Genomic DNA, 13,068 nt, shown 5'->3' on the forward strand with positions numbered 1-13,068 from the left:
TCGCCGGCCGGGCGCGCGGGGTGAGCCTGCCGTCCGGCCAGCGGTTCGTCCGTAGCCTGCTTTTCGCCGGCTGGACGGTGCTGCTGGCGCTGTGCCCCTGGTGGCTGGGGCTGGCGCTGCTGCTCGCGCTGGCGGCCGGAGCCCTTTACTACGCGCACCGTTCCGCCCATCGGCGCGACCTTTGCCGCCGTGGCCTGAAGTGGGGCTTGGCGGGCGTGCTGTTCGCCGCACAGCGTGCGTTGGGCGGCGACTTGCTGGCCTGGGGCGTCGCGTTGCTGGGCGCCCTGGTGGGTTACTCCCTGGTGGCTTTGCTCGAATCGTTCCTGCCACACCGTTCCCGTGCTACGCCGCCGCCCTCGCCGGAATGGCGCGACATCGCGATGGCTTCCATCGGCCCGCCCGCGCACATCATCGAACTGTCGCCGGTGGCCTGGGCGGATGCCGGCGCATCGCTGTGCGATCCCCGCGGGCTGGTTATCGGTTACGACGCCGACTCGGAGGTGGAAGGGCGCTACCGCTTCGCCGACGGAAGCTCGCAGGAACGGCTGAGCGCACGCTGCGCGTTCAGCCCCCGCGGCCGATGGTTTGCGGCAAGCCTGCCCGGCGGTTCGGGCGACGTGCTTTTCGACCGCGATCGCGCTCGCATGCATCGCCTGCGTGGCTGGCATCTTTGCGGTTGGGACGAGAACGATGCGCCCTGGCTCGCACGCCATGCGGACGGCGTGCCCGCGCCGCTGCACGAAGCGCTGGGGCAGGCGATGCCGGGTGGCTGAAGAACGGACGCAGGGCGTTCGTCACGCAGCGTCTATGCCGTTGGCGCGTCGCTCCTCCATACTTCCCGGCCATGAACGCCGCTTTCCAAACCACACCCACAGTCAGCGTGATCGTCGTCGCCGCCGACAGCGGCCCGACGCTGCGCGAATGTGTACGCCGCGTGATGGCCTGCGAAGTGCCGCTGGAACTGATCCTGGTCGACAACGGTTCCGGCGACGGCGTGCCGCAGGCGATCGAGCGCGCGATGCAGCAGGAATGGCGGCTGCGCGTGATCTACAACCGCGCGAACCTGGGCTTCGGCCCCGCCGTGAACCGCGGCGCGGCGCAGGCGCGCGGGAACGTGCTGCTCATCCTCAATCCGGACTGCATGCTGGACGACGCCAGCCTCCGCCGCCTGCTGGAGTTGCTGCGGGCGCACCCGAAGGCGGGAATCATCGGTGCCGTGGTCTGCGACGATCACGGCGTGCCCGACGGGGCTTCCTACCGGCGCGACCCCTACCTCGGCCGCGCGCTGCGCAGCCTGCTGGGCAAGAACGATGGCGTGAACATCGGCGGCGACATGCCCGCCGAGCCGGTGCGCGCCGAGGCAGTGTCGGGCGCGCTGATGGCCATGCCGCGCGTTGTGTTCGAGAACCTCAGGGGTTTCGACGAAGCCTATTTCCTGCACTGCGAGGACCTGGATCTGTGTCGCCGCGCGCGCGACGCCGGCTATGAGGTCTGGCTGGCCGGCGACGTGCACGTGTTGCACGGCAAGGGCGGCTCCAGCCGGCATCGCCCGGTGTTCGTGAGCTGGCACAAGCACCGCGGCATGTGGCGCTGGTTCCGCAAGTTCGACCCGGCGGCACGCAATCCGGTGACCTCCAGCGTGGTCTGGCTGGGCCTGTGGGCGCACTTCGTGGCCAAGATTCCCGGCCAGTGGCTGCGTCTGCTGCGCCGTGGCCGGCCTGCGCTCGCGGCGACGGACGGCGAATGAGCCCTCCGCAGGCGCGCGCCGCCACGCTGGCGACGCTGGGGTTGGTCGCGGTCACCACCATCTGGGGTTCCACCTTTTTCCTGATCAAGGACTTGGTGGGGCGCATGCCGGTGGCGGATTTCCTGTCGGTGCGCTTCCTGATCGCCGCGGCGTCGATGCTGGTGCTGTTCCATCGCGCATTGCGGCAGTTGTCCCGTCGCGAATGGACGCAAGGCATCGCGCTTGGCCTGGTCTACGGCGTGGCCCAACTGCTGCAGACGAGCGGGCTGGAACATACCTCCGCCAGCATCAGCGGCTTCGCCACCGGCATGTACGTGGTGTTCACGCCGCTGCTGGGCACGGTGCTGCTGCGGCAGCGCCTGCCGTCGGCGACGTGGATCGCGGTGCTGCTGGCGGTAGGTGGCTTGGCGCTGCTGGCGCTGCGCGGTTTCAGTCTCGGCTATGGTGTGTGGATCACGCTGGCATCTGCGCTGCTCTATGCGCTGCACATCGTCGGCCTCGGTGCGTGGTCGCGGCCAGGACATGCCTTCGCTTTGTCGACCGTGCAGATGCTGATGATCGCCGTCGTGTGCCTGCTGGCGACGCTGCCGCACGGCCCCGCGCTGCCGCCGGATGCCAAGGCGTGGGCCGCGATGGTGTATATGGCGCTGGCCGCGGGTGCCGGCGCGATGCTGGTGCAGACCTGGGCGCAGGCGCATATCAGCGCGGCGCGCGCAGCGATCGTGATGACGACGGAACCGGTGTTCGCGGCGGGGTTTGCGGTGGCGCTCGGTGGTGAGGCGCTGACGTGGCGGATGGTGGCGGGTGGGGTGTTGGTGTTGGCGGCGATGTATGTGGTGGAGTTGGCGCCGAGGCGGGGTGGCGGGATGCCAGCGGAGGCTGTGCATCACGAGGTGTAGGTTTTTTTGCTTGGGGAGTTTGTGCGTTTGGTTGCGCACGACGGGTGCCGTACGCGATGGGTACCGTAGGTTGGGGTGAGCTTGCGAGCCCCAACGGGCGCGAAGGGTCGCCTCGCATTTACCTACTCGTCATTCCGGCGCAGGCCGGGAAACGGTGCGAGGTGGTCGCCAGCCTTGTCTCGCCCGGAGGGCGAGGGTTTCGCTCTCCTGCCGGAGAGCGAGTTACTTCTTCTTGCTTGCCCAAGAAGAAGTAACCAAGAAGAAGGGCCCCCTGCGCGGCGCCCTCCGGTGGCCTTCGCCACCTCCGGGTACGTTGCGGGGACGTCCTGTCCCCGCCCGCCTGCGGCGGCCTGATCGTCCAGCCCTCACCGCCGCGAAGGGAACCCGGGAGATCAAGAGCCTTACGGAGCGTCGCTTCGCTCGCTCTTGTTTTTGTTTTGCTTGCCTGGGTATTCACTTCTCCTTCTCCCCTCCGGGGAGAAGGCGGGATGAGGGGCGGGGGCTGGCGACGCCGCTGCTATTCCGCCTGCTTCTTCGGCCGCGGCTGCAGCGCGATGCGCACCAGGTAAACCACGATCGCGATGTTCCCCAGCAGCACCACCAGCTTCAGCCAGGTGAAGTGGGCGATCGTTTCGTACAGCTCGACCGGGATCAGCGAACCCGTGGCGATGACGGTGAACCATTCCGCCCAGTGCTTGCGCAGCCACAAGCCGATGCCCTCGGTAGCGAAGATTGCCGCGTAGCCGAGCGCCACGATGCCCACCGCGACGAACTTGCTCGGGCCTTGTTCCATCAGCAGGTTCACCAGCTGCCAGCGCAGGTGGTTGCTGTCGGTGAGGGACAGGTGTTCCAGCCAGTGCACGAAGTGCTCGAAGTTGGTCTGCTGGTTGAGCCGGAACGCTGCGATGGCGATCAGGATCAGGCCCACCGTCTTGACCGCCTTGTAGATGGCGATCACGCGCAGGCCGACGCTGTGTTGCGCCTCGACCGCGGAGCTGGGCTCGGTCAGGTGGTGGTCTCGGTGGCTCATGGTGGGCAGGGATGGGGAGCGGTCATTCTCGCTCATGGCGGACCGGCCTGACATAGGGCCGGCTGCCGCGGGGGGCAATGCCGGCGCATAAAAAAGGCCACGCGGGGGCGTGGCCTTGGGGGGATGCGGGCGGTCTCAGCAGCAGCGGCCGCCCGTGCCCTTGTAGCGCGCCACCTGCCGCTCGCGGAAGAACTCGGCATAGGTGGGTACCTGGCGATCGGGATGGTGCTCGCGCAGGTGCTTCACATAGACGTCGTAGTCGGGGACGCCGCAGCAGAGGCGGGCGGTTTGCACCGCCCATTTCCGGAATGCCTGCAGGCTCGGTTTCATGGCATGGCCCTCAATGCGTGGGTACGCTGTCCAGCGCCACGTAGGGTTCCTCCTGCGCGGTCGGGCGGTTGGCGCGCCAGGCCTTCATGATGGCGTTGATGGCGAAGCCGGCCATGGTCACCACCAGCAGCATGAAGATCGCGGTCAGCGCGGCGTCGACGTAGTTGTTGGTGACGATGCGCTGCATCTCCGCCGCAGTCTTGGCCGGCGCCAGCAGCTTGCCATCCGCCGCGGCCTGCGCGTACTTCTGCGCCGCGGCGGTAAAGCTGATCGGACCGACCAGCTTGTAGAAGCCCGCCGTGAGCGTGCACACCACCAGCCAGATCGCCGGGATGCCGGGTACCCACACGTAACGTTCGCGCTTGAGCTTGACGGTGACCACCGTCGCCAGCATCAGCGCCACTGCGGCCAGCATCTGGTTGGCGATGCCGAACAGCGGCCACAGGGTGTTGATGCCGCCCAGCGGATCGACCGCACCCTGGTAGAGGAAATAACCCCACAGGCCCACGCAGATCGCGGTGGCGATCAGGTTGCCCGCCCACGATTCGGTGTGCTTCAGCGGTTCGTGGATGAGGCCGGCGATCTCCTGGATCATGAAGCGGCCCACGCGCGTACCCGCGTCCACCGTGGTGAGGATGAACAGCGCTTCGAACAGAATGGCGTAGTGGTACCAGAACGCCATCATGCCCTCGCCGGGAATGATTCCGTGCAGCAGCTGGGCCATGCCCACCGCCAGCGTCGGCGCGCCGCCCGCGCGGCTGAGGATGCTGCCTTCGCCGATGTTCTTGGCGGTGTTGAGCAGCTCATCCGGCGTGACCACGAAGCCCCACTGGCTGATCGCGGTGGCCGCGCTTTCCGCGGTGGTGCCGATCAGTGCGCCGGGCGAGTTCATCGCGAAGTACACGCCCGGATGCAGCGATGCCGCGGCGATCAGCGCCATGATCGCGACGAAGGCCTCCATCAGCATGCCGCCGTAGCCGACCATGCGTGCCTCGCCCTCGTTGCTGAGCAGCTTGGGCGTGGTGCCGGAGGCGATGATCGAATGCCAGCCCGATACCGCACCGCAGGCGATCGTGATGAACAGGAAGGGGAACAGGTTGCCCTGGAACACCGGGCCGGTGCCGTCGACGAACTTGGTCAGCGCGGGCATCTGCAGCACCGGCGCGGCGAGGAAGATCGCCAGTGCGAGCAGCGCGATGGTGCCGATCTTCAGGAAGGTGCTGAGGTAGTCGCGCGGGGCCAGCAGCAGCCACACCGGCAGCACCGAGGCGCAGAAGCCGTAGGCGATCAGCAGCCAGGCCAGCGCCTTGGCATCGAAGTCGAACGCGGCCGACCAGGTCGGCGAAGCGGCGACGTGGGCGCCGAACCAGATCGACGCGAGCAGCAGGATCAGCCCGATGATCGACACCTCCAGGATCTTGCCCGGACGGATCCAGCGCAGGTACACGCCCATCAGCAGCGCGATCGGAATGGTGCAGGCCACGGTGAACGTGCCCCACGGGCTATGCGTCAGCGCCTTGACCACCACCAGCGCCAGCACCGCCAGCACGATCATCATCAGCACCAGCACGCCGAACATCGCGACCACGCCGGCCACCGGCCCCAGCTCGTCGCGCAGCATGTTGCCGAGCGAGCGGCCGTCGCGGCGCACCGAAAGGCCCAGGATCATGAAGTCCTGCACCGCGCCGGCGAATACCACGCCGAACAGGATCCACAGCGTGCCTGGCAGGTAGCCCATCTGTGCGGCCAGCACGGGGCCGACCAGCGGGCCGGCGCCGGCGATGGCGGCGAAGTGGTGCCCGAACACCACCCACTTGTCGGTGGGCACGTAGTCGAGGCCGTCATTGCGCAGCACGGCGGGCGTGGCGCGGCTGGGGTCCATCCGCAGCACGCTGTTGGCGATGAACTTGCTGTAGAAGCGATAGCCGATCACGAACACGGCGATCGCCGCGGCGACCAGCCAGATGGCGTTGATCGGTTCGCCGCGGCGCAGGGCCACGACGCCAAGACACCATGCGCCCACGATGGCGATGGCCGTCCAGAGGATTTTTCCCGCTGGGCTAGGTTTGGTGACGGCGGTATGCATGAAGGGACTCCCACTGGCGCTTGTCCGCAAGGGTCGTCCCCGCGGTTGCGGGGGTCAATGGCGCGGGGCATCCCCGGGCATTAGCCATTGGTCGAATAGCTGAGGCGAATGGATAGCGAACGGTTAGCGCGGGCAGGCGAGCGGAGCATGCGGCACTGCCGCATGCTCCGCTCGCCGCTAGGTCACCGGCTCGGCCGGAGCGCCGGCCAGGACGGCGGCCAGGGCCTGGGCCAGCTGCTCGCCGTGCAGCGGCTTGCGCAGGAAGCCGTCCATACCGGCGGCACGGGCACGGCTTTCCTCATCGCCGCCGGAGCGCGCGGTGATCGCGATCATCGGCAGGCGGCTACTGTGCTCCCGCGAGCGGACCAGTCCGGCCCACTGGAAGCCGTCCAGGCCCGGCAGATCGAGGTCGACCAGGGCGGCATCGAAGCGGTCGCGCGCCAGCGCTTCCATGGCGTGCAGCGCATGGGGCACGTGCTCGACCGTGTGGCCCTGGACCTCGAGCAGGCCGGCGATCACCGCGGCCACGGTCGGGTCGTCTTCCAGCAACAGCAGATGCCAGCGCGGGCCGGTGGCAGGTGCGGACGCGGCATGTTCGACAAAGGGCACGGCGACCTCGGGTAACGGCAGGTGGACGCGGAACGTGCTGCCCTCGCCGGATGCCGATTCGAGCTCGATGCGACCGCCCATCAGCGTGGCCAGCTCGCGGCAGATGGCCAGGCCCAGGCCGCTGCCGGAACCGCGCTGCGGACTGTCGAGCTGCTGGTAGTGCTGGAACAGCTTGGCTTGGTCGGCGGGGGCGATGCCGGGACCGGTATCGCTGACCGTCAGACTCAGGCCGTCTCCCTCGCGTTCCAACGCCAGTCGTACCTCGCCGCGCTCGGTGAACTTCAGCGCGTTGTTGCTCAGGTTCATCAGGATTTGGCGCACGCGCACCGCGTCGCCCATGACCTGCGCAGGCGTGGCCGGGTCGACCGATACGCGCAGGGCGAGATGCTTGGCGGCGGCCTTCGCGTGCTGCAGTTCGGCGACGTCGCGCAGCAGCGCGCGCGGGTCGAACGGCGCGGGTGTCAGCTGCAGGCGCCCGGCTTCGATGCGGGCCAGGTCCAGCGCATCGTTCACCAGCGTGAGCAGCACTTCGCCGGAATTGCGGATGGTCTGCGCATAGCGTCGCTCCGTCGCACCCAGCGAACGGCTCAGCAGCAGCTCGGCCATGCCCAGCACGCCGGTCATGGGCGTGCGGATCTCGTGGCCGAGTTCGGCGAGGAACTGGGTCTTGGCGCGGTTCGCGGCCTGCGCGAGCTGGTGCTCCTGCGTGATCAGCTCCAGCCGGTGGCGTTGCGCCTGCCGGCGACGCATGGCGGCGAGCAGCGCCGCGAACAGCAAGGCCAGCAGGGCGACATAGGCCAGCCAGGCCCACCAGCGCAGCCACGGCGGACTGTCGGCGTGGAGGCGCAGCGGCGCCGGCAGTTCGCCCCATACGCCATCGGCGCCCGCGGCCTGCACGTGCAGTGCGTAGTCGCCGCCGGGCAGTTGGGTGAAGGTGCGGTCGCCGCGCGTACCGGTATCGACCCAGTCGTTGTCCAGCCCTTCCAGGCGGAAGCGGTAGCGCGTGCGTTCCGGCGCCAGGAAAGTCAGCGCGCGGGCGGTGACCGTGAGATCGCGGTCATTCCAGTTGAGCTGCCATGGCTGTGCCTCCGCGGCGAGGCGCAGAGGCTTGCCGTGGCGAAGCACGCTGCCGTCCTCGAGGCGCACGCGCGGCTCGCGGGAGAGCTCGGGAACGGCCTCGGGCACGAACATCACGATGCCGCCGCTGGTGGCCGCTGCCACGCGGCCACCGGGCATCAACGCGTGATTGACGTTGGTGAACTGGCTTTCCGGCAATCCCTGATCGACACCGAATTCCCGCACGTTGCCACTGCGGCGGTCGTAGCGCCACAAGCCGCTGCGCGCGAAGAACCAGGCGCGTCCCAAGCCGTCTACGTGCATGCCCAGCAGGTCGCTGAACGGATGTTGCCGGTAGATCGAATAGGTGCCCTCCGGTATGGCGCGCTGTCCCTCGAAGCGGAAGACGAGGAGGTTCTCGTCGTCGACCAGCCACAGCCGGTTGTCGCGCAGCTCGAGAAAGCGGTAGACAGCCGTCGGCACGCCCTCGATGAAGCTGGCTTGCGAATCGCCGGGCGCCCAGCGCATCACGCCCCTGCTGGTGGCGAACCAGAGCGCGCCATCGTGCAGGCGCATGTCATTGAGCGTGATGTCCTTGGCCTTGGCGCCGAAGGCAAGTGGGCGCGCCTTGAACGTGTCCGGGTCATAGGCGAATACGCCATCGTCGACCTGGAAATAGGCCGTGCCGTCGTCGCCGAACTCGATGCGTTCGGCCATCGGTGCCTGCAGCTCGGTGACCTTGTCGCCATCGAGCACAAAATTGCCGCTCGCCGAGGTGATCCACAGGCGGCCGCGCGCATCCTCGGCGATGCAGTTGGCGTTGCGTCCCTGCGGAATCTGGAAGGGCAAGTGGCGCACCTTGCCGGTGCCCACGTTCAGGCGATCGATAGCGCCGTTGCTACCGGCGATCCACAGGTGATCGTCGCCCCCCGTGGCGACCATGCTGTAACTGCCGGGAGCAATGCTGTCGGGTTTTTCCGGGATATGCGTGAGGTACTGGAAGTCGGTCCATCGCGGCGAAAGATAGGCCAGGCCGTTGTACGTGCCGATCCACATGCCGCCCTCATGGTCGCGCAGCATGTAGGTGATGAATCCGCTGGGCAGGCCGTGGCGCAGCAGGGAACGAGGCGCGATGCTGCGGTAGACGCCGTCCGTGTCACGCATATACAAGCCATCGTTGGTGCCGACCCATAGCCGCTCCTGCTGGTCGGCGGCCACCGCGTAGATGAGCTTGTGCGGAAGTATGTCCGGCGCGACTGGCGTGGCGGTGGGCGCGCCGGACTTCAGTTCGTACAGCCCGAAGTTGCTGCCGATATAGAGCACCCCGCCGATCCGCACGAGCCGATAGATGCGCAGTGGCTTGGCGCGGAACGCATCGTCGGGGCGTTCGAACGCGATATGCACAAGGTGTCCATCGGGCGCGCGCCGATCGAGACCCTTGCCGGTGCCGATCCAGAGCGTTCCGTCCGGGTCCGCCAGCAGGGAGTACACCGTGTTCGAAGCCAGGCTGCCGGGATCGGCCGGGTCATGCCGGACGTGGTCGAGGCCCCGCCCATCCGGGCGCATGCGATCGAGGCCGACATCGAAATAGCCGACCCACAGCGCGCCGTTCGCGTCGCGTGCCAGCGCCGTGACGTCGTCGCTGCCGGGGGACGCGGGGTCTTTGGGATCGTGGCGCCAGTGGGTGAAGTCCTCGGACGTCGGGTCGTATCGCACCAGGCCATCCTGGCTGCCGCCCCACAGCTGTCCCTCCGCGTCCACCATCAAGGTGGCCAGCGGCATGGCCGACAGGGAGCGGGGATCGCGCGGGTCGTGCCGCCAGACGCGGAAGCGGTTGCCGTCGTAGCGCACCAGCCCCGATTCGGTGGCGATCCACATGTAGCCCTGGCCGTCCTGCGCCAGCGCATCGATATTGCTGCTGGGCAGACCTTCGGCCATGCCGTAGTTGCGGAAGGTCGGCTCGATCCATGGCGCCGGCGCACTTTCCTGGTGAAGTGCCGGGGCAGCGGTCGCGGCGGCCAGCAACGCTTGCAGCATCAGGGCGGAAAGCAACGGACGTTCTCCTGGTCGGTGCCGGCCTCTGCGACGCGCGGGGCTCGTGCGGGCGGCGCGGGCGTGGGCTCGGGTCCGGGGCGGTAGGGCATGCGGGTGGGCGGATCGCCGGGCCGCGCGACCGGCGCGCCCGTGCAGGGCGCGATGATGCCGCATCGCGCGGCCCGCTGCCGATTCGTATCTCTCGTATCGGCTCGTACTTGTTTAGGGGACCCGCCGCCGGGCTAAGCTGACCGCCCGTGGCGGGAGGGGGCCCGCCGTTCATCGATGGAGACCTCATGCGCATCTTTTTCCAGCGCGGCCTGTGCGGCCTCGCGCTCGCGGCCGCGGCTGTGCTGCCCGCCGCCGGCCAGGCGGGGCAGCTCAAGGACCTGCTCAAGCAGGCCCGCCAGCAGGCCGCCGGACCAGCCTCGGCCGCGCCGGGCGCCGGCCTGCCCGGCAGCGACATCGCGGCGGGCCTGAAGGAGGCCCTGGCCAAGGGCACCACCAACGCGATCAACAGCCTGGGCCGCAGCGACGGTTTCTGGAAGAACGCCAAGGTGCGCATCCCCCTGCCGGGCAAGCTGGAGCAGGCCGGCAAGCTGGCGCGCCAGCTGGGGCAGGGCGCGAAGGTCGATGCCTTCGAACTCAGCCTCAATCGCGCGGCGGAGAAGGCCGTGCCGCAGGTCGCGGACCTGTTCGGCGACGCCATCCGCAAGATGACCCTGGACGACGCGCGCGGCATCCTCGCCGGCGGCGACCATGCCGCCACCGACTATTTCCGCCGTGTCGCGGGCGACGCGCTGGCCGAACGCATCCGGCCGATCGTGGCGCAGGCCACCGACAGCGTGGGCGTCACGCAGAAGTACAAGGCCTTCGCCGCCGGCAACGGCGGTGGCGCCCTGGGCGGCGCGTTGGGCGCGTTGGCCGGGGGCAAGGGCGGGAGCGCACTGGACCTGGACGGCTACGTCACCGGCAAGACCGTCGACGGACTGTTCACTACGATCGCCGATCAGGAAAAATCCATCCGCGAGAACCCGGCCGCACGCACGACGGATCTCCTGAGAAAGGTGTTCGGCCGCTAGCGCGGCCTTGCAAAGCCGGGGCGCGGCCCTCAGTCAGAAACCAACGCACACGCCACGAGGCAAGCATGATCCGCGACATCCTGAAAATGGGCGACCCGCGCCTGCTGCGCGTGGCGCCGCCGGTGCCCGACGCGATGATCGGCAGCGCCGAGCTGGACGCACTGATCCAGGACATGTTCGACACCATGCACCACGCCGGTGGCGTCGGCCTGGCCGCGCCGCAAATCGGCGTGGACCTGCAGCTGGTGATCTTCGGTTTCGACAGTTCGGACCGCTATCCGGATGCGCCGCCGGTGCCGCGCACCATTCTGCTCAACCCGCTGATCATGCCGCTGTCGCAGGACATGGAAGAGGGCTGGGAAGGCTGTCTCTCGGTGCCGGGGCTGCGCGGTGCGGTGAACCGCTACACGCTCATCCGCTACCAGGGCGTCGATCCGAAGGGCGAGCCGATCGACCGCACCGCGGAGGGCTTCCACGCGCGCGTGGTGCAGCATGAATGCGACCACCTGATCGGCCGTCTTTACCCGTCGCGCATTACCGACTTCGGCAAGTTCGGTTTTACCGAGGTGCTGTTCCCGGGACTCGATCCCGGCGCGGACGACTAAGCGCCGTCACCCGGCGCGCCGCCACGTGGTCCACGGGCGATGGCGGCCTTGCGGAGCGTGGCGCTCGGCGATGGGCGGTTCCGGCAGGTCGAACCAGAACGTGCTGCCCCGTCCGGGTGCCGAGCGCAGGCCGATGTGCGTGCCGAGCAGGCGCGCCAGGCGGTCGCCGATGGTGAGGCCCAGGCCGTAGCCGTCGCGGCGGGGATTTTCGCTGGCCGGCAGCTGCACGAATTCCTCGAAGATGTGTTCCTGGCGGTCCTCCGGGATGCCCGGGCCGTTGTCGCGCACTTCGATGCGGATGGCATGGCCGCGCCGGCGCGCGGCAATCAGCACGCGCCCCATCGGCGCGTTCGCGATGGCGTTGCTGGCCAGCTGCAGGAGCAGGCCGGCCGCCAGTTCCGCGTCGCCGTGCAGGCGGTGATGGCTGCCGTGCCAGGCCAGCGTCACGCCGCGCCGCGAGGCTTCGTCCATCAGCCAGGGACGGTCGTGCAGGAACAGTTCCGCCGCGCTGAATTCCGTCGGCCTGACCGCGACCACGCCGGCGTCGAGTCGCGAGATCTCCAGTAGCGCTTCGAGCAGGCGCGTCATCGACGAGACGCTCGCGCGCATGTGCGCGAGCAGTGCCTGCTGGTCCGGGTCGGGCCCGGGATTGAAGTTTGCCGCGAACAGTTGCAAGGCCTGCAGGGGCTGGCGCAGGTGATGGTTGACCAGGGCGATGAAGCGCGATTTGCCGCGGGCGGCCGCATGGCGCTGGCGCATGACGTCCTGGCGCGCGGTGCGCCAGGTGCGCGGCCAGCCCTCGGCCAGGCAATGTTCCAGCGCGCGTTCCAGTTCGGCGAACTCGCGCGTGGAGGCGGTCAGGCCAAGCGGGAGCAGGCGCCCTTGGTCGAGCGCGCGCCGCATGTCGCCGAGCGGGCGCAGCACGTGCCGGCGCAGCGACCATCGCGCGAGCCAGCCCAGCAACAGCACGCCGCTCGCGCACAACACGCCGAGCAACCAGGTGACGCTCTGCGCGCGGCGTACCGGTCCGAGATCGGCCTGCGCGATCACCCACGGGTGATTGCCTACGATGCCGGGGAGTTCCCGCCGATAATTGCCAGTGTCCTGCTCGCTGTGCGCATTGCCGCTGCTCCACTCGGGCCCGGACGGATAGCGCAGGGCGACATAGCGCAGCAGGCCGTCGCGGCGCGACTCGTCCAGGAAACCCTGGATGGCGCCCTGCGACGGGGATGCCGCCAGCGCGCCGGCCAGCTGCTCGATGCGCAGCGCGGCACGGGCGTCGGTGCGCTCCGCCTGCATGCCGGCCACCTGGACGGTAAGCGCGGTCACGAGCAGCAGCGCCGCCAGCGTGGAGGGCAGCACGGCATCCAGGAGCAGGCGGCGGAGGAGGGGTTCGCTCTGGGCCATGCGCTCAGCCTTCGGCCGGACGGCGGGGACCGCGCCGCCCGCTGGGCCGGGCTGGAACAAGGCACTGCGGCAGGTGCACGGCTGGAGTCGTGGGCATGAACGGGTCATGGCAGCGGTTGAGGATCCGGCGCCGCGGCGGCGCCGTCGGCCGATCCGTGGCTTGCAGCCACTGTAGGGGAGCGC

General features: G+C 68.9%; 10 protein-coding genes. 5 read left to right on the forward strand and 5 right to left on the reverse strand.

Going from position 1 to position 13,068, the window contains the following annotated elements:
* Window positions 1-20 precede the first annotated feature (20 nt).
* The 3 genes from RKE25_RS05395 (at window position 21) to RKE25_RS05405 (ending at window position 2,646) form a co-directional block, all read left to right on the forward strand.
* Complete coding sequence (locus RKE25_RS05395) at window positions 21-773, forward strand: hypothetical protein (protein WP_311841232.1); 753 nt, start codon at window positions 21-23, stop codon at window positions 771-773.
* Window positions 774-844: 71 nt separating this feature from the next.
* A complete protein-coding gene (locus tag RKE25_RS05400; protein ID WP_311841233.1) occupies window positions 845-1,747 on the forward strand; it encodes a glycosyltransferase family 2 protein in 903 nt (300 codons plus the stop codon).
* Window positions 1,744-2,646, forward strand: a complete 903-nt coding sequence (locus RKE25_RS05405) for a DMT family transporter (protein WP_311841234.1) — start codon at window positions 1,744-1,746, stop codon at window positions 2,644-2,646. Before RKE25_RS05400 ends, RKE25_RS05405 begins: the two co-directional genes overlap by 4 nt.
* A 517-nt stretch (window positions 2,647-3,163) precedes the next feature.
* Here the strand turns inward: RKE25_RS05405 and RKE25_RS05410 are convergent.
* The 4 genes from RKE25_RS05410 to RKE25_RS05425 all read right to left on the reverse strand — a co-directional run bounded on the left by RKE25_RS05410 (window position 3,164) and on the right by RKE25_RS05425 (window position 9,809).
* The gene (locus RKE25_RS05410) at window positions 3,164-3,712 is read right to left on the reverse strand and encodes a DUF2127 domain-containing protein (protein WP_311841235.1); all 549 of its coding nucleotides are present in this window, start codon (window positions 3,710-3,712) and stop codon (window positions 3,164-3,166) included.
* 99 nt (window positions 3,713-3,811) lie between these two features.
* Window positions 3,812-4,006, reverse strand: a complete 195-nt coding sequence (locus RKE25_RS05415; protein ID WP_311841236.1) for a YbdD/YjiX family protein — start codon at window positions 4,004-4,006, stop codon at window positions 3,812-3,814.
* 10 nt (window positions 4,007-4,016) lie between these two features.
* Window positions 4,017-6,092, reverse strand: coding sequence for a carbon starvation CstA family protein (locus RKE25_RS05420; RefSeq protein WP_311841237.1), 2,076 nt, complete (start codon window positions 6,090-6,092; stop codon window positions 4,017-4,019).
* A gap of 177 nt (window positions 6,093-6,269) precedes the next feature.
* A complete protein-coding gene (locus RKE25_RS05425) occupies window positions 6,270-9,809 on the reverse strand; it encodes a two-component regulator propeller domain-containing protein (RefSeq protein WP_311841238.1) in 3,540 nt (1,179 codons plus the stop codon).
* Window positions 9,810-10,087: 278 nt separating this feature from the next.
* Between RKE25_RS05425 and RKE25_RS05430 the strand changes: the two genes are divergently transcribed.
* Together RKE25_RS05430 and def are read left to right on the forward strand one after the other, a co-directional pair.
* Window positions 10,088-10,873: a DUF4197 domain-containing protein gene (locus tag RKE25_RS05430; RefSeq protein WP_311841239.1), complete on the forward strand. Its 786-nt coding sequence runs from the start codon at window positions 10,088-10,090 to the stop codon at window positions 10,871-10,873.
* Window positions 10,874-10,938: 65 nt separating this feature from the next.
* Window positions 10,939-11,478: a peptide deformylase gene (gene def / locus RKE25_RS05435; protein ID WP_311841240.1), complete on the forward strand. Its 540-nt coding sequence runs from the start codon at window positions 10,939-10,941 to the stop codon at window positions 11,476-11,478.
* A 6-nt stretch (window positions 11,479-11,484) separates the two neighbouring features.
* On the opposite strand, the gene RKE25_RS05440 is transcribed toward def, so the two are convergent.
* Window positions 11,485-12,885, reverse strand: coding sequence for a HAMP domain-containing sensor histidine kinase (locus RKE25_RS05440; protein ID WP_311841241.1), 1,401 nt, complete (start codon window positions 12,883-12,885; stop codon window positions 11,485-11,487).
* Between the last annotated feature and the right edge of the window lie 183 nt (window positions 12,886-13,068).

It is taken from the genome of Dyella sp. BiH032, assembly GCF_031954525.1.
Lineage (GTDB): Bacteria > Pseudomonadota > Gammaproteobacteria > Xanthomonadales > Rhodanobacteraceae > Dyella_D.

What these genes read in the sequence shown, in the direction of transcription:
- RKE25_RS05400 (WP_311841233.1), top strand. Translation starts at nt 845, where the DNA reads ATGAACGCCGCTTTCCAAACCACACCCACAGTCAGCGTGATCGTCGTC.
- RKE25_RS05405 (WP_311841234.1), top strand. Translation starts at nt 1,744, where the DNA reads ATGAGCCCTCCGCAGGCGCGCGCCGCCACGCTGGCGACGCTGGGGTTG.
- RKE25_RS05410 (WP_311841235.1), bottom strand. Translation starts at nt 3,712, where the DNA reads ATGAGCGAGAATGACCGCTCCCCATCCCTGCCCACCATGAGCCACCGA.
- RKE25_RS05415 (WP_311841236.1), bottom strand. Translation starts at nt 4,006, where the DNA reads ATGAAACCGAGCCTGCAGGCATTCCGGAAATGGGCGGTGCAAACCGCC.
- RKE25_RS05420 (WP_311841237.1), bottom strand. Translation starts at nt 6,092, where the DNA reads ATGCATACCGCCGTCACCAAACCTAGCCCAGCGGGAAAAATCCTCTGG.
- RKE25_RS05430 (WP_311841239.1), top strand. Translation starts at nt 10,088, where the DNA reads ATGCGCATCTTTTTCCAGCGCGGCCTGTGCGGCCTCGCGCTCGCGGCC.
- def (WP_311841240.1), top strand. Translation starts at nt 10,939, where the DNA reads ATGATCCGCGACATCCTGAAAATGGGCGACCCGCGCCTGCTGCGCGTG.
- RKE25_RS05440 (WP_311841241.1), bottom strand. Translation starts at nt 12,885, where the DNA reads ATGGCCCAGAGCGAACCCCTCCTCCGCCGCCTGCTCCTGGATGCCGTG.